Genomic DNA, 24,752 nt, shown 5'->3' with positions numbered 1-24,752 from the left:
GTTTCACCCAAAATTGCCTTCACAGATGACCTCATCATTGCTTTACGGTGGTTGACAAAGCCGCCTGCCTCTCCTTTGTACCCCTCCCTCCAATTTTTAAACAGCACGCCCAAATGGACTTCATCTCCAAAAACGTATCTGAACTGGCTCCTTCTCTGACGCTTTCCATTACCAGCCAGGCCAAAGCGCTGAAGAAACAGGGCGTGGACGTTTTGAGCTTTGGCGCGGGGGAGCCTGACTTCAATACCCCGGCCCACATCACGGAGGCGGCCATCAAGGCACTCCAGGATGGCCAGACCCGTTATACAGAGAGCTCCGGGCTGATCGAGCTGCGTGAGGCGATTTCTGCCAAGTTCGAGATGGACAACGGACTCAAGTATTCGCCCTCTCAGATCAGCGTGAACTGTGGTGCCAAGCACTCCTGTTACAACGCGATCCTGGCAGTGTGCAATCCGGGAGATGAAGTCATTATCCCGGCTCCCTACTGGACCAGCTATCCTGAAATGGTGCGCCTCGTGGGTGCCGTGCCGGTCATCGTCGAGACCAAGGCCGAAGACGGTTGGAAAATCACTCCCGAGCAGTTCGAAGAGGCGATGTCTCCTCTCACGAAGATGATCATCCTCAACAGCCCTGGCAATCCGACCGGGTCTGTGTACTCCAAAGACGAGCTTGAGAAGATCGCTGAAATCGCCGTGGGCGAAGACATCGTGATCCTCTCCGACGAGATTTATGAGAAGCTCGTTTATGGTGACAACAAGCACATCAGCATCGCCTCTTTGGGCAAGGAAGTTTCGGACCTGACGATCACCGTCAACGGCTTCTCCAAAGCCTATGCCATGACTGGCTGGCGCCTTGGTTACACCGCCGCTCCGAAGGCCATTGCCGACGCGATCGACACCATCCAGAGCCACACGACCTCGAACCCCACGACCTTTGCCCAATACGGCGCGATTGCCGCCCTCAACGGAGACCAGCAGATCGTGGCGGACATGCGTGAAGAGTTCAATGTGCGTCGTGAATTCATGTTGGGCCGCCTTCAGGGGATCAAGAACATCCGCGTGGTCGAGCCTTGGGGAGCTTTTTACTTCTTGGTGAACATCGAGCCCATCGGCATCAAGTCCGTGAACTTTGCCGAGAAACTGCTCAGCAAGCAGAAGGTTGCCGCCGTTCCTGGCATTGCTTTCGGTGAAGACTACACGATCCGCTTCAGCTACGCGACCAGCCTCGACGTGATCAACGCCGGTATGGACCGCTTCGAAGAGTTCTGCAACCAGCACTAAGACAGCTGGTTGGGTTCGAGGATTTTAGATTGATTTGCAGAGAACGCGCCCTGTGACACGGGGCGCGTTTTTTGTTGGAATGGATGGAGCGCCGTAGAGTTAAAGGAGGCGGGGACTCCGGCCCCGCGTGAGAGCGGAGGAGGTGGTGTGTGTTTGCTGATGGACGGTGTGGCCGGGATTGTCGCGTCAGGGGAACCGCGTCCTGAGCCGCATCAATGCGGTACTCCAACCCTGTAGTTGGACCGGAGAGGGTTGGAGTTCCGCATTTATGCGGGCGCGGATTCAATGCGCGTTCAAAGAACGCGTCTTCTCCCGGAGGCGGTGGCTTCTCTACCCTCTAGGCCTACTCTCTTCCCTACGCCTTCTCCACGCTTGCCACGGCCATGGCTGCCACGCCTTCCTCACGCCCCACAAATCCCATGCGCTCGTTGGTCGTGGCTTTCACCCCGACGAGATCTGGCGTGACCCCCAATGCGGCGGCGATCTTCTCTTTCATCGCCAGGCGATGGGGATTCACCTTGGGAGCCTCGGCCACCACGGTGCTGTCCACATTCACAATCTTCATGCCCTTGTCGGCTGCGATCTGGGCGACTTTCTCCAGGATCTTGAGGCTGCTGATGCCTTCGATGCTGGCGTCGGTTGGCGGGAACCAGTAGCCAATGTCCGGCTCACCCAGGGCCCCCAGGACTGCGTCTGCAATAGCATGGCTTAGCACGTCGGCGTCAGAGTGGCCCTTCAAGCCCCGATGGTGCGGGATCTCCACACCGCCGAGAATGAAGGCGCGGCCTTCTGCATACTGGTGGACGTCGTAGCCTATGCCGACACGGGTGGACATTTCGGTAAATCAGTAAATCGGTGATTCAGTAACTCAGTGGATCAGTGCCTTAAGCCTGCACCTTAGAGGTACGGATTCATGTCGATCTTGCCGTTGGTGGCGACGATGAACATCTTGCCCTCGTGAGTGCGGCTGGGCTGCTCGATAAATGTGCCTCCTGCGCCTTCCAGGATGAGACGGCCAGCGGCCACGTCCCACTCGCTGATCTGCTCCTCCACATAGGCGTCCAGACGACCGCAGGCAATGTAAGCCAGGGCCAAGGCTGCGCTGCCAAGCATGCGGGTCTTTTTCACCGCCAGGGAAATGCGCTTGTAGCGCTCAAAGCTGGCGAGGATGGCCTCCTCGCTCTTGGAGAAACCGCAGGTCACCACGGCGTCGCTGATTTTCGTCCGGGAACTGGTGCGGATGGTTTTGCCATTGAGCGTGGGGGCGGAGCCCTTTTCCACGGCCCAGGTCTCGTCCTGGTTCGGATCGTAAATGACGCCGGCGACCAGTTCACCATTCACCTTCACACCGATGGAGACGCAGAAGTGCGGGATGCCGTAGAAGAAATTCACCGTGCCATCGATGGGGTCCACGATCCACTGGGTGGTGCCGTCGGGATTGCCCGCGTTCCCTTCCTCACCAAGTACCGCATGGTCGGGGAAGTTCTTCAGGATGATGTCCGTGATCAGGGTCTGGCAGCGCACATCGAGATCGAGCTTGATGTCGTACTGCAGCATCTCATTCACGGCGAGGTCGGACCCCAGGTTCTCGCGTTGTAGCTGGCCGGCGGCGTGGGCGGCTTCAAGGGCGACACTCAGGAGGGAACTCGAACTCATGGAGGGAAGGGGACTACTGGGAAGCCAGCGCGACGACCCTTCGGATGATCTCGCGCGCCAGCGTTTGCTTGGACTGTTTGGGAATTAGCTCCGTTTCGCCCGAAGGGAGGCAAAGCATGACTTCGTTTTCCGCGCTGTCAAACCCCGTGTCCTTGCGGCTCACGTCATTGGCAATGACCAGATCGCACCCCTTGCGTTTCAGTTTTTCCTGGGCGTTGGCGACCAGGTTCTGAGTTTCAGCAGCAAAGCCTACCAAATAGCCCTTGAAACCGAAGGCTCCACGCATGGATCCCAGCACATCCGGATTGCGCTCAAGCTCGAGAACCAAGGTGTCTGCCTGCTTTTTGATCTTTTGTTCCGCCACGATCTTTGGTCTGTAGTCGGACACTGCGGCAGCGTGAATTGCCAGTTGCGGTGGAGGTTCACCCAGAGTGAGTTGGCGCACTTTTTCCCACATTTGTTGGGCTGTTTCCACAAAGTGCATCTTCACGCCATCGGTGGGTGGCAGGCCTACTGGCCCACTCACAAGATCCACCAAGTGACCCTCTGCCACGGCGGCTTCAGCCAGGGCATATCCCATCCGACCGGAGGACCGGTTGGTGAGGTAGCGAACGGGGTCGAGTGGCTCACGGGTGGGGCCAGCGGTGATGAGGATCCTCATGATGGCGGCAGGGTAATACGTAGGAGTGACCTGTCCAAGTATGCTAACGCAATACAGCTATGCCTCCTCGGTGATCAAAACTGAACTGCCTCCCGACGCTTACACATCCAGAATTTCCCGGACAACGAGGCGGTTCATATACCACTCCACGAGTTGGGGCCCGTAGAAGAGCCAGATCATCGCTCCGCCTGCGAGGTACGGGCCAAAGGGGATCTTGCTGCTCCATTCCGTCTTGCCAAAGAGGCGGGGCACCACGCCAATGATGCTGCCGAGGACCGAGGCGGCGACGACAGTAAAAAGCACCGCCTGCCAACCAAGGAAGCTGCCGATCATGGCCAGCAGGTAAATGTCCCCGTAGCCCATGGCCTCGCGGGGGATGAGGACCTGGGTGGCCTGGCCTTCCAGCTTCTTGATATCCTCCAGCGTGGTGTGCTGTACCTCGGCACCGGACTCCGGGCGGATCTTCATGGCATTCTCCCGCAGTTCCAACTGGCAGGGGCCATAGCTGGTTTCGTTTACCTTGAGTTCTGTGCAAGTCATGACCAGACGGTCAGAGGGGCGGAAAAAGATGTCGTGCCAGGTGAAGGACTCCTTGGCGATCTCGAAGAGCGGGGGCTCGTCTTCCTTCGGCTGGGAGATCGTCCACGCTTCGGGGGACTGGAACTTTCTTTTGATGCGACCAAAGGCCATTTTCCCCAGTTGAATGATCACCCAGATGAGGGTCGCGCCGATGCAGGCCCCCGCCAGCGAGGCAACCAGGCCACGGCTGCGGATGAACTCACCCATGAGCTGAGGTTCGATCCAGCTGCCAATCAGGCCCACGGCCAGGCCGCCGAAGGTGATCTCATGCGGCAGGATGTAGTGATCGATATCGATGAACGTGCCAGCGATGAGGAGGGCGGCAAAGATCCAGTAGAGAATCACCATGTCACCCCAATCCAGCCGGTAGTCCCAGGAACCGCGGAACTTGATGAAGATCGCGTAGAAGATGCACCCGGTGAGCAGCTCCACAAAGAAGTAGCGGAAGGGGATGGGGGACTTGCAGGCGGCGCACTTGCCACGCAGCGAGAGCCAGCTGATGAGCGGCAGGTTCTGGAACCAGGGGATTTGCTTCTTGCACTGCGGGCAGAAGGACCGCTTGGGATTGTTCACCGAGATACCTAGCGGCAGCCGGTAGATGACCACATTGAGGAATGAACCGATGCCTGCCCCCAAAAAGAAAATCAGCAGGTGGATAAGGAACTCGAGCACAGCAATCCGGGTCATGAGGCAGGGGTGAAGAAAGGGGAAATGTGGTCGCCAGCTTAGCGGAAGCCGCCGACGGGGAAAGTTAATTCATCGCCCGTCCAAAGCTTCCAGGCACCGCTCTCAAACCACAAAGAACGGGCTCAGGAATTCCAGCAGCCTGACGCGGAAGAAGAGCCAGATCACAGCCGCCGCGGCCAGATAGGGGCCGAAGGGGATCTTGCTGCTCCATTCCTTGCTGCGAAGGACCGCCGCCCCCAACAGAGGGATGGCAGACCCCAGAAAGGATGCTCCTACCAGCGTGAACAGCGCTCCCTGCCAGCCCAGAAAACTGCCGATCATGGCCAGCAGAAAGAGGTCACCGTAACCCATGGCCTCGCGAGGGATGACTACCTTCGTGCACTGACCTTTCAGGATCGTCACGGACTCCATGGACTGCTGGACGATGACCTGGTTGTTTCTTGCCCGAGTCTCCAGCCGGTCTCTCCAGACCTTCAGCTCGCATGGGCCACATTGTTGGTCATTGATCGTGAGTTCTGAGCATGACAGGAGGAGCTGGTCGGTAGGGCGAAAGAAGATGTCCTCCCACGAAAGCGTCTCATCACCCAGATTGAATTGGGGCGGCTGTTCCTCAGTAGGTTGGGTGACGCTCCAGGACAGGGGTTCCTTAAACTGCCTGCTCAGCCTGCCAAATGCCAGCTTGCCCAGCTGGATGATCAGCCAGATGAGAAGGGCTCCGACGCAAGCACCCGCGACCGAGGCCAGAAAGCCCCTCCAGGTGGTGGACTCATGCAGCAGTCCGGGCACCAAGGCGGTGCCTGCCAGCCCGACCGCCAAGCCGCCAAAGGTGATCTCATGCGGTAAAAGGAAGTGGTCGAGATCGATGAAGGTGCCTGCGATGAGCAGCGTGATGAAGATCCAATGGAGCGCCAACAGGGGGCCCCACGATGGCCAGGACTCCCACGGGCCCCGGACCGCAGCAAATGCAGCCAGATAGAGTCCGGCTGTGACAAGGACAACGAGAGTCCGACGTCCTGTGCCCGAGCGTGTGGCCGACTGGCCCAAACGGTAGAACGGGAAGGGGAATCGCTCCACCGTGCGGAGGACGCCCACCCCTGCGATCAGCCCCAGGAGAAAAATCAGTGAGTGAGCAAGAATTTCGGTCACGAGGGGGGCGGGATGGTGTAGGAAACGGTTCGCCCAACAAACGAACCCTGATCTGCAACGATTGTAAACTGCCCACGATGGTGAGGACCAAACTAATTGCCCTGGCCGCTTTTTCTGCCTGCTTGCTCACGCATTGTGGCAGCACGCCACCCAAGTCCAAATACACAGGCAAGACGGACGGGAAGAAGGAAGTTTGGCTGGGCGCAGCTCAACTGCATGAAGTGATCTCAGCGGCCAGCCAGCGTGGTCTGGTGGACGTGCGGATTTACATTCCCGACATCCAGTATGACCTGCCGTATCGCACCAAGAAAAATGTGTGCTGGCAGCCGCTGTACCCCCAGGACATGCCGTGCCTGCTGCACATCCGCACGGTGGAAAAGCTGCGGGTGGCCCAGGAGATCCTGCGGTCCAAAGGGTTTGGTTTGAAGATCTGGGATGCCTGGCGTCCGCCCGAGGTGCAGGAGTCGCTTTTTGAACACGGTGGCTACACCGGCATGTTCACTCCCCCCAGTCTCATGTGGTCCCGCCATTGTTCCGGCACTGCTGTGGACGTCACCTTGGTAGATGCCACGGGCCGGGAGCTGGAAATGCCCACGGGTTTTGACGAAGCGGACGCCAAAACGTCGCACAACTCTCCGCTGCCCAGCGAGGAGGTGAAATCCCGCCGCATGTCTCTCCAGCTCGCGATGACTGCGGCAGGGTTCAGCATGCTGGACACGGAGTGGTGGCATTTTGACGATGCGGAGTTCGACAACGGTGGTGTGCCGCCGGTGGTCTTTGCCAGGGACGTCGGCCTCACTCTGCCAGTGATCAAAAAACGCCGCGCATCTTGAGAAGCAAGGACTTGGGGGTATCTTGCGGGATCATCTGTTTCAAAGCCCCCAATGCAAAAAACTGCTGTCAGCATCGTCAGACGTCTCGTAGAGGCAGGCCATCAGGCCGTCTTTGCGGGCGGCTGTGTCCGTGATCATTTGATGGGCAAGGAGCCCAAGGACTACGACATCGCCACCAGTGCGCGACCTGACGAGGTCCAGCGCCTCTTTCCCAAGTCCTTTGCCGTGGGCGCGCATTTCGGAGTCATTCTGGTGCGGGAAGGGCAGCATTCTTTTGAGATCGCCACATTCCGCAATGATGGTGAGTACGCTGACGGTCGGCGGCCGGAATCTGTGACCTTCACCACGGCGGAGGAAGACGCCCACCGTCGTGACTTCACGGTCAATGGGCTGTTCTACGATCCCATCAATGACGAGGTGCTCGACTATGTCGGGGGGAGGCAGGATCTTGCCCGGCAGGTGTTGCGAGCCATCGGCGATCCACGGAAGCGGTTCGAGGAAGACCACTTGCGCCTCTTGCGGGCCGTGCGCTTTGCCACCGTGTTGGGTTTTGAGATCGAGCCGGGGACTTGGGCCGCCATGCTGGAGATGGCTCCCAAGATCACGAGCATCAGCGCCGAGCGCATCCGCGAGGAGCTCTCGCGAATCCTGCTGCACCCGAACCGCGTGCGTGGGTTCGATCTGCTGGTCAGCAGCGGCCTCATGGCTTCGGTTCTGCCCGAGATTCTCGTGCTGCAGGGGTGCGAGCAGCCACCGCAGTTCCACCCTGAAGGGGATGTGTTCATCCACACCCGCATCATGCTTGGCTTGCTGCCTGAGCAGGTTTCCCTGTCGCTGGTGTGGTCGGTCCTGCTGCATGACATTGCCAAGCCGGCCACCTTCAGCAGGGATCCGGACGGTCGCATCCGCTTCAATGGCCACGATAAACTCGGTGCCGAGATGGCGGAGGAAATCCTGCGACGCCTGAAATATCCGAACGACGTGATCGAACCGACCGTCGAGGCCGTGGCCAATCACATGGTCTTCAAGGACGTGCAGAAAATGCGGATTTCGCGCCTCAAGCGCTTCATGGCCCGCCCCGGGTTCGAAGACGAGATGGAGCTGCACCGCGTGGACTGCCAGAGCAGCAACGGCTTTTCGGACAACTACGACTTCATCCGGCAGAAGCAGGAGGAGTTCGGTCATGATCCGCTCCCGCTCATCCCCAAGCCGCTGATCAACGGTCACGAACTCATGAGCTTGGGCATCCCCAAAGGGCCCCAAGTGGGAGAGTTGCTCACGGCCGTGCAGAATCTTCAACTGGAAGGTGTGCTCACCTCGTCCGAGGAGGCCATGGCGTGGGTGAAGGAGAATTGGAAATCGACTCCGTGAGGAGGATGAAGCAACTGCTTGGCGATTGGGCGGAGATTGAGAAACGTGCGCCGCGCAGAGGCTCAGTCGAAGCTTTTCCTCGAAGAGGATGGTGCCATAAGCCCGACGTTGGTGAGCTCTGTGCGAGCCTACGTCGGGTGTAGTCGTGACGGGCATTTACTCCGAAGGAGTTTCGGCGGTCTGGCTGGCTGAGGGGGATAATCATTGTAGGGTTGGGCATGTGACCCCGCGGCGACTGAGCCGATGGGGACCATCGGACTACACCCTCGGCGATGCTGAGAAGTCGTTCTGGCTCTCCTTGACAGCCCCGGATACTCTTTCCTGCATCTCACCCCGCATTCCAGGCCGCAATTTTTCTTATCCTGTCGAAAATTCCCCCAAATCCACCTTGTGCGGGCGTTCCTCGCATTGATAAGGTGGCGCGATGAAAAAATTCTTTCGACTCCTTGGTGCCGTGACGGCGTCGCTCTTCCTGGCGAGCTGTTTTGAGCTTTCTTCCGTTGTGACTGTGAACAAAGACGGCTCCGGCGTGGTGGAAGAGACCACACTCGTCAGCGCTCAGCTCAAGGCCATGATGGCCGCAGGCGCGGGTGCCCAGGGAGGGGAAGGCGGTCCGAAAATGGACATCCTGCCCACCAAGGAGAAGGCTGGCGAGAAAGCCGCGAAGCTGGGTGAGGGGGTCACGCTCAAGTCCTACGAGGAAATCAAAGCTCCCGATGGTCGCGAAGGTGTGAAACTGACCTATGCCTTCCCGGATGTGCGCAAGCTCAAGTATGCGCCTGGCGATGTGAAGGATGACGAGAAGTCCATTACCTTCGGTATGGAAGGTGACACCCTGACGGTGAACCTGCCCCAGGACAAGCCCAAAGAGGCTGACCCGAACGCACCCAAGCCGGAAGTGCCCAAGGATCTTGAGGCCCAGATGGCCATGATGAAGCCCATGTTCGCCGGCATGCGTTTCCACTTCGCCTTCAAGTCCGCCAGCGGCATCGCCAGCACGGATGCCACCCACGTGAGCGGTGACACCGTGACGCTCATGGAGATGAACATGGACAAGCTTCTGGAAAAACCGGAAGGCTTCAAAAAGTTCGCCGAGCTCATGGACAAGAAGGACATGACCCCTCAGCAGGCTGCTGAAGAGTTCAAGGGCTATGATGGCATCAAGATCGAAGGCAAAGAGAAGCTCACGATCAAGCTGAAGTAAGCGCGAGCGGGAACTGCATATTCCACAACTTTGAAGGCCGGAGCACATAGCTCCGGCCTTTCTGTTTTTTTGCAAGATCGCGTCGCCGCATCGCAATTCTGAATGCAACGATTTGTTTGCAGCAGAGGCCGAAAGGCCCGCTTGCCGATGAGGGGTGGGTAAATTAAGAATACATGCGGATTGAGAAAAGCCCTTCCCGAACCAACTCCTTGGATTGGCTGGGTTCATTGGTTCGATGAAACAAGATTTCCCCTCTTCATGATTGCAATCTACACGGATACGGTGGCAAGGCGGAAAATCGTGCGGTCGGCCGTAGCCGGACAAGCTGAAAACCGCGCGTCGGACGATCTCCGAAGGAAGAGACCTCGGGAGCAAGCAAGCCTGTCATGGCTGCTGAAATGCTTCATGGCCGTTTCGATCTTTCTCATGCTTGGTGGCGCTGGTGGAATCAATGCCCAGACGCTGAGTTCCAGAAACATTGCGGCGGGTAGCTCGCATACGGTGATGCTGAAGAGCGATGGTACCGTTTGGAGCCTCGGAGGCAATTGGAATGGTACGCTGGGAGACGGAACTTCCAACAGCAGCAGTGTGCCGGTGCAGTCGGTTGGATTGACTGGAGTGATTGAGGTCGCTGCAGAGGAGTCTCACTCGGTAGCGGTCAAAAGTGACGGGACTGTGTGGGCATTTGGGGCCAATCATCTGGGGCAGTTGGGGGACGGAACAACAACAGATCATTCCACACCGACCCAGGTTTTGGGAATGACCGAAGCGAAGTCCGTAGATGTCGGAGAGGCGCATACCGTGATCCTGAAGGTGGATGGAACCGTGTGGACTGTAGGGGGTAACGGCCTGGGGCAATTGGGAGAGGGTGGCACGGTGGAATACAGCACAGTGCCAGTGCAAGTTTCTGGATTGAGCGGAGTAGTTGGGGTCGCTGCAGGTGCCTGTCACACAGTTGCGGTCAAAAGTGACGGCACCGTTTGGGCATTTGGTTCGAACGAGGCTGGGCAGTTGGGAGATGGAACGACAACAGATCGTGTGTCTCCCGTACAGATTGTCGGGCTGAACAACATCGTGGCGGTTGAGGCAGGGGAGTGCCATACTTTGGCACTTCGAAACGATGGAACCGTTTGGTCCTTTGGTTCGAATGAATGCGGTCAATTGGGGGACGGCACGACCTTAGACCATCATACGCCGGTGCAGGTAATGGGTGTGACTGGAGTGCGGGAAATTGCAGCTGCCGAATTTCACACGCTGATCATTGCGGGCGATGGATCGGTATGGACGTGTGGGAACAACGACCTGGGCCAGTTGGGGGATGGAACGCGCATCAATCGATCATCTCCGAGAAAAGTTGAAGGAGTTTATGATGCTGTGGCCGCTGCTGGGGGGTATGCATACAGCGTAGTCCTTACTAGTAGCGGAACGATTTGGGGCTTTGGATATAACGAGACGGGGATGTTTGGCCAAAGCTTGTCGACCGAACAGGGCAAGCCAATAGAGGTTAGCAGCTTGGAGGGCATAAGGTCGGTTTCTGGAGGATCGGCAACCTCTTTGGCGATAAAGGAGAATGGAGACCTGGTTGGGTTTGGCAATAATGATAGGGGTGGCCTGGGCGATGGTACAAATGTCAGCCGCAGGTTTCCTGCAAAAGCGGAAGGTTTGAGCAGTATCATCGCGGCTTCAGGGGGGGGGGCGCACGGTCTGGCTCTTGCTAGTAGTGGAGAGGTATTTGCCTTTGGGGGAAACTTCTACGGTCAGATTGGAAATGGCTCTGTAATCGATCACTGGCTCCCTGCTCAAGTACCCATAAGCGGCAATTCAGTGTCGGTGTCCGCAGGCGGTGGCCACAGCCTGGTTGCAGGAGAAGATGGCAGAGTTTGGGCATTTGGGTTCAATAGTGAAGGGCAATTGGGAATCAACAATTTCATCAATCAGCTAACTCCTGTGCAGGTGCTGGGACTTTCGGACGTGGTGACGGTTGCCGCAGGAGGCTATCATTCCCTGGTCCTAAAATCAGACGGTTCGGTTTGGGCCTTTGGTTCAAACGGGTTGGGGCAATTGGGCGATGGCACCTACACGACGAGGAGAACACGTGTGAGGGTGACTGGACTGGCTGGTGTGACCATGATCTCAGCCGGTGGTGATCATTCGATGGCGTTAAAAGACGATGGCACCGTTTGGACTTTCGGTGGCAATATCGCTGGCCATTTGGGGGACGGCACGACAACCGCACGGAACGTTGCAGCTATGGTGAACGGGTTGGACGAAGTGTCAGCAATTTCTGCAGGTCTTAGACATTCTCTTGCTCTTAAGAGAGACGGTACGATCTGGACATTTGGGGAAAATGCCTCGGGACAGCTTGGTGTGGGTGGTATGTCGCATTCGTCGGTACCTGTGCAAGTACCGGGCATGAAGGGTGTGGTTGGAATTGCGGCAGGCAATACGCATTCGGTCGCACTAAAAGAGGACGGACATGTCGCCTGTTGGGGGGAGGGGGCCGGTGGGCAGTTGAGCGAGGCTGTTTCTTTGGATTTTCCCCAACCCATCTGCATCCTTGGCTTCAGCTTGATCCATTCGGTGCCAACGGCAGCGATCAATTCGCCAAGTGGGGATGTCACCATCGCACTGGGCTCGAGTCAGGTGATTGGTGCCACCATGACAGGTGGGGCGACTCCGCACTCCGTGGAGTTTTACCACCACGGTGTGTTGCTGGGTTCGTCCTCCACCGCGCCGTTCAACTTCAACTTTGTTCCCTGGACCTGGGGCGACTTTGAGATCGCCGTCGTCGGAATCGACGTCAACGGGACTCGTTCGCTTCGGTCATCGCCATTCACCATCCATGTTCCTTACGATCATGACAACGACGAACTGCCAGACTGGTGGGAACTGAAACATTTTGGAAATTTGAATCATGGCGCAGCTGACGATGACGATGGGGATCTTCTCACTACCATTCAGGAGCACCAAAGCGGAAGCGATCCAAGCAACTACTACAGCCAGGGTAGCAATCTGATCGTCCCAGTACTGGAGGTGGTCAGTGGTGACAATCAGCGAGTGGCTCCCGGGAGTGCAGCCGCTGCGCCAATGGTCGTCCGTGTGGTGAATGCAGCGGGAATGGCAGTATTGCCGAACGCGCCGGTAACGTTTCGGGTCAATGCGGGAGGTGTCATCGCCACCTTGGTGAATGGGGAAAGCGGCTATGCCGAATCTCAGGGGGTGCGCTCAGGCGGAGATGGAAAATGCCAGATCTTCTTCAAGCGTGCGTCCCAGGCGGTGCCAGGGTGCCAGGTAGCGGCCACGGCTGGCAGTGGCGCCCCCGTTGTCTTTGAGATCCCGCTGCCAAGTGTGTATGCGACGCCCAGCCCCATTGAGACTGTGCTCTCTGCGGGGAATTCTGAGATCATCACGCTGACTCTAACCAACCAAGGAACAGAGGCGGTCGAGTACGAGATCTTTGTTGAAAACGCTTCAGCGGAGACTGCCAAGGGCAAGTCTTATCAATGGGCAGATTCTGACGCGGAGAATGGCCCGCTCTACCAGTGGAATGACATTAGTGCGACGGGCGTGCAGTTGGTCCCCGATGTTGCGGCAGGCAGGAATTTCCAACGTCTGGAGCTTGGTTTTTCATTCCCGTTCTATGGACGTGAGTATTCAGAGGTCCATGTCAATGCCAGTGGCTTTGTCACGCTGGGGGCACCAGGAAGTTCGATCCAGGGAGCATCCTATGGGAATGCGATGCCCACTTGGGATTTGCCACAGCACATCATCGCACCACTCGCGGGCAAGATTGATGCTCTTGCCGGGGGAAGTGTCTATGTATTGGACTACGGTACTTACTGCATCATCCAGTTTGAGAATGTTCCGTTTCACGGCGTTGCTGGTGCGGCAACCTTTCAAGTGGTGCTTAAGAAAGACGGTTCAATATTTTTCTACTACAAAACCATCTCCGGTCCGGTTGACAGCGGTGTGGTGGTGGGAGTTCAGGATGATTCACAGCATGGACAGACGGTGGCGGCAAATGAAGCCTATGTGAAGCCGGCGTTGGCCGTCCGTCTGGCTCCTCAGCATGAATGGCTGAAAGTTGCGCCTTTGATGGGGAGTGTTCCTGTAGGTCAAAGCGAGCAGCTAGAAGTGATCTGTGAATCTGGGCCTCTCGAGGGAGGGACTTTTGAAGGGGTAATCCGGGTGTTGCACCATGTTCCTGGACTTGCGGATGTGGTGGTGCCGGTGACGATGGAAGTGGACCCCATTCCCACCGTGGCACTCGTCAGCCCAGAGTCGGATGTCGTCTTCAATGGTACCTCAAGTGTCGCACTTGAGGCGGTTGCTTCGGATAACAGTGGCGTGATCGCCAAGGTGGAATTCTACGCAGGGGAAGTACTACTGGCCGAGGACAATTCCGTTCCGTATGCTCTGGAGTGGTGGCCCAATCTGCCCGCCGGTGAGCACATGCTTACAGCTCGTGCCTACGACAACATCGGCGGGTATGGAGTGTCTGAGCCGGTGAGAATAGTTCTGGAAGAAGGGTCTCGGCCGCAGATGGCCATCGTGGCCGGCAATAATCAAATTGGCCAGTCGGGACAGCTTCTTCCGGTGCCGATGGCTGTCCGGGTCACTACGCAGAGTGGCTTGGCTGTTGTAGGACTCCCTCTCAATTGCCTGGTCACTCGGGGCGCTGGGGAGATTCAGGGGGGCGCGGGCCAGCCATCGGCACTGGCAAATGCGACTGACGTCAATGGGGGGCTTTCATTGAGCTACACCCTTAGCTCTGACACCATCCAGAAAATCGCTGTGAGAGCGGGCACTATTCCGCCAATTGCATCGGAACTGACGGCTTATGTATCTCAAGGCACTTTGGGTGGTGACTCAGGAGGCACTGTGCCCAACCCAAATGCTCCCCCCAACCCCGGCGGCAACGGCCTGATCCCGGTCATGGACCCTCCAGTCTCGCCTCTTCGTGTACAGACCATTACGGTGTATCCCACAGATCGGGAAGATTGGCCACCGACGGAAGGTGGTGACTATGATGCCACGAAGGTGACGGTGCGATGGGACGCATCCGCTCCACCGCAGCCGGATCTCCTGTATCTTGTTGAACGCAAGGACGGTGCCGGATCTTGGAGGGTAGTGGCCACCAAAAGCAGCTCTGGAGACATGGAGTTCAGTGACTCGGGACTGCTCTCCGGAGTGCGCTATCACTACAGGATTGTAGCCTCTCTGAGGGGATATCGTGCTGAACCGTCGCCAGAGGGGAGGTATCGATTGCCGTTTGTCAAGAGCGTGCTCTACAAGCAAGCTGGGACCGGAGGGGAGAAGATGGGATTCTGGGAACTCACGAATCCATCCTCGCCACCCAAAGTTTATCTCAGGGAAGTTCGCCGGGTGTCGTCTGAAACCGAAATAGACCACACGATTACAAGCGTGAGCTTCTTTTCTGAAACGTTGATAGATCCAGCGCCAGATCCAGCCACTGGGCGGCTTCAGTACCTGACCCTGTTTGATGGAGATGCGACCATCACGACTAGAGACACATGGCCAGATCCTGATGAGGTAACTGTAGATAGTTATTACATGGATCCATTCGAGGGAGGGTGGTATGACGGAGCTGGCCAGTACTTCAGGGGCTATTGGGACCCATCTGTAGGAGGTGAAGTAGTTGCTACGCCGACACATTTTGTGTCGCATCGAAATGATCCCGACGTTTCTGGCGATGAGGAGATCGAATTATCAGATGAATATCTGCATGAAGACTTTATTGCAGACGTTCTGGGACTGATGCCCGACTATCCGGCGGAATGGCAGAGATTGTGGGGGTCTCAGTCGTATGATGACACAGGCTTGGCGCAAGGAGCGGAAGGAGACTATATTGCCTTGGACAGGAGTGAACTCGGAGGAGTCGTGGCATCCCGACATTTGAGTCCTGGTTGGGAAATTTTTGGGGTGCTGAAACTCAAATACAAAATAGAGTTTAATCCTTCAGGTTCGAGGACGATCGAATGGTATGAAGTGTTCGAAGAGGAGTATGATCCAGAGAATCCTCTCTCTCGTGAACAGCGTACAACCATCGTCGCCAAGCGAACCTTCGTCGCAGGTGGAAGTTCGAATCCGGAAACTCAAGAGTACGAAATCGACCCGACGCATTCTCAGAAAAATGGACGATACTACCTGGCGCGGGCCCAGAGATTGGAAGTTTGGGACCGGAGCGGAACATTGGATTTGGAGGAGCGTGAGGCTGAGGGTCGCAGAGTCCAGACTACCGTTCTAGAAGACCTGGATGAGATTGTAAACGGCAGTCCAGGGTTTTCGATTGAAGGCGGGAGGATACCTGGGACGACGGTGACATTGACCTGGACCAATGCCAGTCGCTTTCATCTGTATGCTGGTGGAGAAATATCCAGCGGCTACACCGTCGGAAATTTGGGATCACGCGTGCCGCTGTCGATCCGGGCTACTGAGGATGCAGTACATGGGGAAAAGTTGGTGCTGACATTGACCGTCCGCGCAGCGGATGGCACGGTGATCGGCACGGATGAGATCACGTTCTATCACGAGAAACTTCGTCAGAATCTCAGTGTGCCGTCTGACGAAGCTTCGGGTGCACGCTATCGTAAGATAGCACTGAACGGCAGGCCGTTGCCTGACAGCAAGCCTCAAGCTGAAGCGGAGGACGATCAGCAATCAGAAGAAACCTTCATCGATGCCATGACCTTGGGATTCCGCCACCAGGTCACGGATGCCTTTGTCTCAGTGCCGGGAAGTGAGTTGCCCCTTGAGGTAAGGCGCAGCTCCCAGTCCGAAATATGGAGTCTGCGCAGTGGCTTGAGACCGCATGAGCGGCCCGATCTTCCTTTCGGAGCGGCCTGGGGGTCCAACTTGACTGCTCATATCAAGTTTGTGGGCGCCACAGCTACGGACCCGGGATTTGCCAGCGTGACGGATGAAAATGGCTCCACGCACCGATTCGCCATGTATTCGGAACTGGTGAATCAGCAGTACAAGACGCGGTACGTTCCGTTTCCAACGGCCAAACACGAGCGTTCCACGTTCCTGACCAGTCTTGAGGAAACGGCCGATGGGAATCTGATTTTCAAAAAGAAATTTGGTTCTGTCGCCCTCTTCACTCCGACTTCTTTGAACTATCATATCGAGGCAGACCGGCTCACTGGGGGGAGCCTTCCTGATTCCTCCGTATTCTATCGTCTGGCTTCCGTGACAGACCGCCTGGGGCAAAAATTGGTCTACGACTACCAGTCTAGTCATACACTGGTTCCCAAGGTCATAAGCGTGGAGGGCAGATCCGACCAGGCCATCTTTATCAGTCAGAATGATGCGGGGTTGATCACTGCCATTTGGGATCCCAATTGGAACAAGACGGAGTTTGAGTACGAGCAATTTGTCTATGCAACCAATCCCAATCGATATGTCTGGTTGTTGAAAAAGGTCACTGACGCAAATGGTGCAGACACTCGCTATACATATAACGTTGCTACAGAAGACGACCTGGCACCACGACCTCCGGATTCCACCGATCCCGGCATGGCCTACCTGCACTGTGATATGGCCTCGGTGCAGGACTCCAACGGCAATCGCTATGAGTTCGAGTACATGTTCAATCATGATGGGAACAATCTAGGGAAGGGGAAGTATGCCTTTCAATGGAACTCACAAGACATGTCGCTGAACGGCTACTACGTGACCACCGGGCTCCCCAGGATGATCAAGAAGGTGTTTCTGCCGGATGGGTTGGGGACTGCGGAATTCCAGAACTATTCTACCACGAAGATTGAGCGTGATAACCTGGGGTTTGCCCGTCTTGCTGGAGACAGCTTGCGTAAGACCCGGGTCATCGACGCTGAAGGGCACGCACGAAGCTACGAATGGTCGGATGGGGTGGTTTGTGAGATAGGCAACTTCCATGAGTATGCTCCCATTGGCAGCTCCATTGCCGATCCCAAGATTGTTTACTATCGGAAGATGAAAGTCACGCATGAGGGGCATGGCTTTGAAGAATTTACGTTTGATGAAGAGGCCGGGCTTTCCTTGGTGATGGCCCGTGACTTGTCAGGCAATATCACGACGTATAAATACGAGGACGTCTGGAATGCCCCCCAGACTTACCGTCAGATCCTTCCGTTGCTGGAAACCGGGTTAAACGGGGTTTATGACGATCCCACGGAGCAGACCAACGCCTTGGGCAAGAGCAAAAGATTTGAATATGATCCCCGGCGCATCATGACCAAGGTGACCGATGAGGAAGGGCGGGAATCCCGCTACCTCACGGACCATCTTGGCCGCCGTACCCGGGAATCCATCTATGGCAGCAATGGAGCGCTGGCCCAGCAGACAGACTTTGAGTATGGGAACTCGATCTTCCCAGGCTTTGTCACCAAGCGCATCGTGCGCAGCGCTTCAGGGGATCCTGGCTGGGCATCAGACCTGATCACCCGTTTCATCCCAGACTCTGCGGGACGCGTCGCCAGCGAGGTTGTTGAGATGGACGGACCTGATCTGGTCACGGTCTATGAATATGCTTCCAACGGGAACAAGGTCTCCGCTACAGACCCTCGCGGGAAGACCACGTACTTTGAATACGACCGGCGAAACCGTCTGAAGAAAGTCACCTACCCTGGAGGCGCGGACAAGGAGTTTGAATACGATCTGCGTGGGAACAAGACGGAGGAAACGGATGAGAACAATCGCCTCACCAAGTGGACCTATGACGCGCTTAACCGGATTGATACCGAGACGCGTGTGATGGATGGGCCCGATCTGGTCACCACGAAGACCTGGAATGCGGTGGGTTCCTGCGAAAGTTCGACCGATCCTGAAGGAAACACCACCAGCTATGTCTACGACGGGCTGCAGAGATTGAAGGAAATTCACGCCCCGCTGAGCCAGGTGACTGTGTATCAGTATGGAGCCAACAGCGGAGGCGGAGTGTTTGCTACCACTCCGTTCAAGCCCACCCGTACGGAGGATCCCCGGGGCTATGTCTCGGGTGTGACCTATGATGCGCTCTACCGGCCCACTGAAACGCGCGTCCAGTACGGAGGGGCTGGCATCTTTGCGACCACCATCACTGACTATGATGATGTGGGCAATGTCACTGCGGTCACAGATTCGCTCAACAAGACAACCCACACTGCCTATGACGCTCTCAACCGGCCCAAGCAGGTTACATTTGCGGACTCGACCACCCAAAAGATGTTCTATACGGGAACGGGACTCAAATGGAAGGTGGAGGATGAGCTGGGTCGGCAAACGGTGACCGAATTCGACGGGGCGGGCCGGCCAGTGAAGGTGACGCAGCCATCTGTGCTGGATGCCATCTCCGGAGAGAATAGAAATCCAGTGATTCGTAGTGAGTACGATGAGGCGGGCAACGTCGTGGCAGCAGTCACTGCTCTGGGACAGCGCACGGATATCGGGTATGACTCACGCAACCGAAAAGTGTGGGAGCAGCAGCCTGAAGTGTGGGATGCGGAGAATGCTGTATTCATGCGGCCTACTACGTCTACAGGATATGACGCCGTGGGCAATGTCGTAGCGGTCACAGACGCGAGAGGGTTCACCACGGACACGGTCTACGACGAGGCCAACCGGGTCCATACAGTGACGGCACCTCTCGTGATCAAGCCTGACGGCACCACGGCGAGACCTGTGGTGACTACGACCTATGACAAAAATGGCAATGTGAGAACGGTCACCGATCCCAATGGCAAGGTGACGACCAATACCTACGACGCCCTGAATCGACTGCATACAACCACGGACGCTGAGGGCATGGTGGTGACGAATGAATACGATAAAGTGGGGAATCGCACCGCGGTGATTGATGGCAAGAACCAGCGCACGGAGTTTGAATACGACGGGTTGAGCCGCAACACTGTCGTCCGGGACGCTTTGAACAGAGAGACGGTCTTTGAATACAACGATCTAAACAAGGCCGCTCGTGTGGATGCCGAAGGGCAACGGACAGAGTACGGCTATGACGACCGCCACCGGCTGCAGACGGTGACCTATATAGGGCGCACGGTGGACAATCGGGTCTATGGCTACGACGCGGTGGGCAACTTGCTCACCGTGACGGAGGCGGGGAAGGGCGGCAAGGCCGATGTAGCCTACACCTATGATGCACTCAATCGTCCGCAGAGCGAAACTTCCGGCGGCGTTACTCATCAGTATCGCTATGACTTGGCAGGCAATCGAACCCTGGTGACCTACGGCGGTACGGGCCGGGAGATTGTAAGCACCTATGACTCACTTAACCGGTTGGCCACGATGACGGAAAACGGCCGAACCACGAGCTATGCCTACAATGCGAGCGGGGCGGTATCCATTCGCACTCTGCCCAACGGCGATGCCACTACCACCCTCTATGACGCGCTGAATAGGGCGACACAGATTCAGGGGCTGACTGTTACTTCTGGCCTGCTTTATACGCAGACCATTAAGCACGACTTGGTAGGCAATGTCGTTCAGGTGTCCGAGGTCTATCCCTCCGGTCTGGCCAATCGCACCGTGGTCAACACCTATGATGATGTCTATCGCCTGGTGAATGAGTCCACCACCACGACCGGCAGCGGGACTGTAACGACGGCCTACAGCTATGACACAGCCAACAACCGCTCGTTGCGGGTGATTACCGGTGGTTCAACACCAGGGACAACCAGCTATGCCTACAACGCTGCAAATCAGTTGACTTCGTCGACCACGGGGGCCGATACCACTGTCTACACCTATGATCTCAATGGCAATCGCCGGACCCGGGAGTTCGCCGGGGAGGATGACGCCGAGTACGACTATGACTATGAGAACCGACTGGTGAGGGTCTATGATCCAAGGGCAAACGACAGGGAGTTCCTGCATGCCTATGACTACCGGACCCGGCGGGTGGAAGTGGTTGAGATCGACGGTCCCACAACCAAGACCAGAAAAGTCGTCTTTAGTGGTGGACTGGCTGTGCAGGAGTTTGAGGACGCGGTATTGAGCGTGGAATACCTTCGTGGGAATGGAATGGGGGGCGGCGTGGGAGGCATGCTCTACAGTCTGCGTGCCAGCGTGCCGAGCTACTCGCACAACAACGTGCGGGGTGACATCATCGCCAAGACCGATGAGGGGGGGGCGCTAACCTATCAAGCCAGCTATGAGGCCTTCGGAACGCGTACCGTCGAGGCTGGCAGCACGTTGGATCGGCAAAAGGCGAATTCGAAAGATGAAGATCCGACAAGGCTGCTGAATGAGGGATTCCGGTACCGTGATCTGGAGACGGGTACATTCTTGACCAAGGATCCTGCGGGGTTTGTGGATGGCCCCAACTTGTATGCGTACGTGCGGCAGAATCCGTGGACGAGCTTTGATCCAGAGGGACTATTGGAGGTGGAAGCTAGTGGAGAGAAGGTCGACGTGCCTGATGGTTCGAAGGTTCGTTGGACGATTGACGACAATGGAACGCGACTAGATTGGACGACTCCACACGGCTCACGGCATGAACACGCGTTTGGTTTTGAGAATGACGGCAAGGCTGGAAGACAGATGTATTCTACGGTTAGTGACGCTCTTCCTTTTGCGGGGTCAGCGAAGGGAGTGTGGGAGACGGTAACAGGTTCAGACCCACTTACGGGAGAGTCAGTTAATCAATGGGTGAGCGGGGGTGCCACTTTGTTGGGTGTATTGCCTTTCGGTAGAACTGTGGGCAAGAAGCTAACTGGATTGTTCAGGCACGGTGATGACGGGATAAAAGCTGGAACCAAGCGAGCCGCAAAAGTAGCTTCTGATAGGATCGCCGCGTCGTTCGAAGCGTTTGCGAAGGGACGAACCTTTGCAAATCCGAAAGAGGCGGAAAAAGCCTGGGAAGTATACCAAAATGCCAGCAAAGCAAAATCCGGGCTGGTCATAGGGCATGGCGATTCAGCAATTGAACAGGCCAAGGACGGATGGCAGGCGCTTCGAATGGCCGATCGTGATTGGACTCCGGGAATCAACGATGCGTGGATCGATGGTGGCGTTGATGCAGGTCTCCCTGTGAGGCTGGTGACTCCTTTTGACGCTGTGCGTAGAGGATCCGTTACCTGGGGAGAGATAAATCGTGTTCTTAGTCGTGGTGGTAAATTGATTTCTGAGTAGAATGTACCCATGCGTACAGATGCGGATCTCAACTCGGCAATTGACCAATGGGCTAGTTCTCGGCCAAAATGTTATGACTTTCCACTTGGCGAAGGGGTTGAAATTCCATTGGAAGTGGAGATTCAGCTTGCCCGGGCATTTGAATTGCATGCTCTGGACAGCGCTGCGATCCTTTTGCTGCGCGGAAAATTGGATCCAGAGCAAGCATATGCATTTGTCACATTTGCCGTCCGCATGTCAGTGCTTGCAGTGAGGAAATGTGAAATTAAGTTGATTAGAAGCGTGCTTGTCTGTTTGATTCTGGATGATGCGTTGGTGGATTCAAAGGACATCCTGAGGGCGCTTGGTATTATTGATGACTGCTGTGGCCGCTTGGATCTTGATTTGGCGAAAGAGATGGAGGAATTGTCAGTCATAGCAGTCCCCAGGCGCAGGCATACATTGATCGACGGTTATTTTTCGAGATCACCCGACATGAAAGGGGCGCTGATTATGGGTTTCGTGCCAGCAGGCGAGATGGGTCAATTTGGATATGTTAGGAGGTAATCTTTGCGCGAAACAGTGGCACGGACGAGCTAAAAAGAGTCCAAAACTAATTGTGGGTTGTCGGGCGGTGCTGGCAGAGGCTAAGCAATCCTGACTCGGCATTGTGTGTTGGCGAAAATTCAGCTTGTCTGGTGCAAACCGCTTCGCCCGGAGGCGCGATGCACTTGGGTGCATCGCGAAGCGGTGGCCAACGCACTGGTGAAGGATGGCAAGGTCACCGCCTTTGAGCTGGTGGATGCCGGTGCGGGCTATAGCTCGGTGCCCCAAGTCACCGTGGATGGGGTGAAAGATGCCCAGGCCAAGGTGGAACTTGCCTTTGGCAAGGATCTGGCCAAAAACGGCTCCGTTGTCGTCCTCAAGGCGCAGGATGGCAAGTAGTGGAGGCAAAGACTGCCCCGGATTGGCTTTTTTCCAACGCTGGGTGGGGGATTTCTCACTATAAAACGTCCCTGGATCAGGGATTTTGACCCTATGCGCACCACCCGCTTCCTCCTCTCTCTCGGCGCTCACCTCGCGGCTGCCCTGGGAACCCAGTCGGCTGCCAAGGCTGCTGATATCAGCAAGGTCCCGACGGCACCCGAAATTGCAGCCATCAAGTCCCTGGGGTGGAATACGGCGGCGTTCCAGTTGGGCGGCGTCCTGCGCACGGGGTACAAGTCCACTTCGGGCACCGATCCGGCGTTTGGCCGCTGGCGTCGCATTCAGCAATGGTGCGCGTTCCTTGATCAGGCGAAGTATCCCAAGGACGGTACGGCTGAGATTCCCACGGCCATTGTGGATGAGTTCATAGGGGACGAATCGCTGAGTTATCAGCTGTTCGCCAATCTTCGTACCGAGGACGATGCCTCCAAGGTACTGGGAACGCTGGCCGCCATTCGCCACGCCAAGCCGGAGGCCTGGAAGGTGTACAAGGCGCTGGCCATTGCGGTGGCCGTGGTCTTTGACCGGAACCGCCCTGACTCATGGCCTCACCATCAAGTGAAGTCGTCCGCAGTGCCGTTGGAGTCGGACAGCGTCACCAACGTGGACCGTTTCAACTTCTGGCTGGAGAGCGACACGGCAGGCAAGCTCATGCTGGATATCAAGAAGCTTGAGGTGGAGCAGATCAAGTTCATCGTGGACACCTGGATCAGCTTCGATGAACTGCGCTGGGCGCAGAAGAACGTGCGTTTTCCCCGGAATGATTTTGGTCGCGCCTTCTCGTGCATCAACTACGACACTCCGCGGTACGAAGAGGGCAAGCTCTCCTGGTTGGGTGAAAGCTACAAGCTGGTCGATATCGAAAAGACCGGCGGCATCTGTATTGATCAGGCTCACAGCCGTCCCACAGCGAAACAAAAAGGTGACTGGCGGCCTACCCCACACAGGGTAGGCCTGAGATGAAATTCAAACCAGCCAAAGTCATTGGAAGCGTTCTGGGGCAGCTTTGCAAGCTCATTCCCGGGCACTTGGTCGCGAACCTCTGCGCTCAACACCACCACGGCAGCCAGCCGCGCACCTTCAGTTCCTGGAGTCACGTGGTCAGCCTGCTCTACGCGCAACTGACACACTCCATCAGTCTCAACGATGTGTGCGACAGCTTGAGGCATCATGCCGGGGCCCTCGCTGCCATCCGCGGAGCGACACCGCCAGCCCGCAACACCCTGTCCCATGCCAATAAGAATCGGGACAGCGACCTGATGGAGACCCTCTTTTGGAAGATGTTGGATCATCTCCAGCATCGGCACCCCGGGTTTGGCCTGCGCTATGAAGGACTGCCCCGGCGGTTTAGACGGGCCATCTACGCCATCGACTCCAGCACCATCGCCCTGGTGGCCAACTGTATGAGTTGGGCCAAGCACCGGCAGCGCAAGGCGGCGGCCAAGCTCCATTTGCGTCTCAACCTGCAAACCTTCCTGCCAGCCTTTGCCATCATCGAAGAAGCCTCTCATCATGATGACTCGCGCTCCCGCGCGCTTTGTGCCAGCCTCAAAGACGGGGAAATTGCCTTGTTTGACAAGGCTTACATCAACTTTGCCCACCTCTGGGAGTTGACTGGGCGGGGCATCTTCTGGGTCACCCGTGCCAAGGACAACATGAGCTACCGGGTGACGCGCAAGCTCCAGGCACGGCCGCAAGGCAAGGTGCTGCGCGATGACCTCATTGTGCTCAAAGGAGCCAGGAGCCTTTCGCAACATCCCGGCCCGCTGCGCCGGGTGGAGATGCTCGTGGAGCTTGACGGCAAGGAAGTGCGCATGGCCTTTATCACCAACCAGACAGAATGGGCCGCCAGCACGGTAGGAGAACTCTACCAGAGCCGCTGGGGCATTGAAGTGTTCTTCAAGCAGATCAAGCAAACGCTCTGCATCTGTGATTTTTTGGGACATAGCAAAAACGCGATCCGCTGGCAGCTCTGGGCGGCCCTGTTGCTCTATGTGCTGCTGCGGTTCCTGGCACAAGTATCGGGCTGGCCGCACAGCTTCACCCGCCTCTTCACGATGATCCGAGGGGTGACTTGGAGCCGGGTGGATCTGCTCAGATTGCTGGCGTTCTATGGGACAGCAGGCGGTCCATGGAAGATGCGAGCCAGCCCGCAAAGCGTGTATCTGCCTGGGCTGGAGCCCCCCGTCTATGGGACAGCAGGCGTCGCATAACGGAGCAGGACCGCCCCGTTTGAGAAA

The 24,752-nt window shown here is 56.7% G+C and carries 14 protein-coding genes; 9 read left to right on the top strand and 5 right to left on the bottom strand.

What is annotated here, in order from left to right; genetic code table 11:
* The first annotated feature begins 113 nt into the window (after positions 1-113).
* Positions 114-1,280 carry a pyridoxal phosphate-dependent aminotransferase gene (locus tag VSP_RS18135; protein WP_009962470.1) on the top strand — a complete coding sequence of 389 codons (1,167 nt, stop codon included), beginning with the start codon at positions 114-116 and terminating at the stop codon, positions 1,278-1,280.
* A gap of 355 nt (positions 1,281-1,635) precedes the next feature.
* Here VSP_RS18135 and ispF read toward each other — a convergent pair whose 3' ends face one another.
* From ispF to VSP_RS18110, 5 genes are all read right to left on the bottom strand, one after another.
* Complete coding sequence (gene ispF, locus VSP_RS18130) at positions 1,636-2,115, bottom strand: 2-C-methyl-D-erythritol 2,4-cyclodiphosphate synthase (RefSeq protein ID WP_009962468.1); 480 nt, start codon at positions 2,113-2,115, stop codon at positions 1,636-1,638.
* A gap of 62 nt (positions 2,116-2,177) precedes the next feature.
* Positions 2,178-2,936: an inositol monophosphatase family protein gene (locus VSP_RS18125; protein WP_009962467.1), complete on the bottom strand. Its 759-nt coding sequence runs from the start codon at positions 2,934-2,936 to the stop codon at positions 2,178-2,180.
* A gap of 13 nt (positions 2,937-2,949) precedes the next feature.
* Positions 2,950-3,597, bottom strand: a complete 648-nt coding sequence (locus VSP_RS18120) for a phosphopantothenoylcysteine decarboxylase domain-containing protein (RefSeq protein ID WP_009962466.1) — start codon at positions 3,595-3,597, stop codon at positions 2,950-2,952.
* A 99-nt stretch (positions 3,598-3,696) separates the two neighbouring features.
* Complete coding sequence (locus VSP_RS36110) at positions 3,697-4,863, bottom strand: prepilin peptidase (protein WP_009962465.1); 1,167 nt, start codon at positions 4,861-4,863, stop codon at positions 3,697-3,699.
* A gap of 102 nt (positions 4,864-4,965) precedes the next feature.
* A complete protein-coding gene (locus VSP_RS18110) occupies positions 4,966-6,009 on the bottom strand; it encodes a prepilin peptidase (protein ID WP_009962464.1) in 1,044 nt (347 codons plus the stop codon).
* 122 nt (positions 6,010-6,131) lie between these two features.
* Between VSP_RS18110 and VSP_RS39630 the strand changes: the two genes are divergently transcribed.
* The 8 genes from VSP_RS39630 (at position 6,132) to VSP_RS18060 (ending at position 24,725) form a co-directional block, all read left to right on the top strand.
* Positions 6,132-6,842, top strand: coding sequence for a M15 family metallopeptidase (locus VSP_RS39630; RefSeq protein ID WP_157210952.1), 711 nt, complete (start codon positions 6,132-6,134; stop codon positions 6,840-6,842).
* Between the two features lie 51 nt (positions 6,843-6,893).
* Positions 6,894-8,213 carry a CCA tRNA nucleotidyltransferase gene (locus tag VSP_RS18100; protein WP_009962462.1) on the top strand — a complete coding sequence of 440 codons (1,320 nt, stop codon included), beginning with the start codon at positions 6,894-6,896 and terminating at the stop codon, positions 8,211-8,213.
* A gap of 424 nt (positions 8,214-8,637) precedes the next feature.
* Positions 8,638-9,417 carry a hypothetical protein gene (locus VSP_RS18095; RefSeq protein ID WP_009962461.1) on the top strand — a complete coding sequence of 260 codons (780 nt, stop codon included), beginning with the start codon at positions 8,638-8,640 and terminating at the stop codon, positions 9,415-9,417.
* A 258-nt stretch (positions 9,418-9,675) separates the two neighbouring features.
* Positions 9,676-21,546 carry an RCC1 domain-containing protein gene (locus tag VSP_RS36100; protein WP_081452590.1) on the top strand — a complete coding sequence of 3,957 codons (11,871 nt, stop codon included), beginning with the start codon at positions 9,676-9,678 and terminating at the stop codon, positions 21,544-21,546.
* 9 nt (positions 21,547-21,555) lie between these two features.
* Entirely contained in the window at positions 21,556-22,092 is a 537-nt protein-coding gene (locus tag VSP_RS18075; protein WP_009962457.1) for a hypothetical protein, read from the top strand.
* A gap of 105 nt (positions 22,093-22,197) precedes the next feature.
* Entirely contained in the window at positions 22,198-22,470 is a 273-nt protein-coding gene (locus tag VSP_RS18070; RefSeq protein WP_157210951.1) for a hypothetical protein, read from the top strand.
* A 93-nt stretch (positions 22,471-22,563) separates the two neighbouring features.
* A complete protein-coding gene (locus VSP_RS43090) occupies positions 22,564-23,475 on the top strand; it encodes a hypothetical protein (protein WP_009962455.1) in 912 nt (303 codons plus the stop codon).
* Positions 23,472-24,725 carry an IS4-like element ISVsp5 family transposase gene (locus tag VSP_RS18060; protein WP_009960198.1) on the top strand — a complete coding sequence of 418 codons (1,254 nt, stop codon included), beginning with the start codon at positions 23,472-23,474 and terminating at the stop codon, positions 24,723-24,725. Before VSP_RS43090 ends, VSP_RS18060 begins: the two co-directional genes overlap by 4 nt.
* Positions 24,726-24,752 lie beyond the last annotated feature (27 nt).

It is taken from the genome of Verrucomicrobium spinosum DSM 4136 = JCM 18804, assembly GCF_000172155.1.
GTDB classification, from domain to species: Bacteria; Verrucomicrobiota; Verrucomicrobiia; order Verrucomicrobiales; family Verrucomicrobiaceae; genus Verrucomicrobium; species Verrucomicrobium spinosum.
Note: the sequence above shows the minus strand (reverse complement) of the source record. Positions and strands in the feature narration are given on the sequence as shown.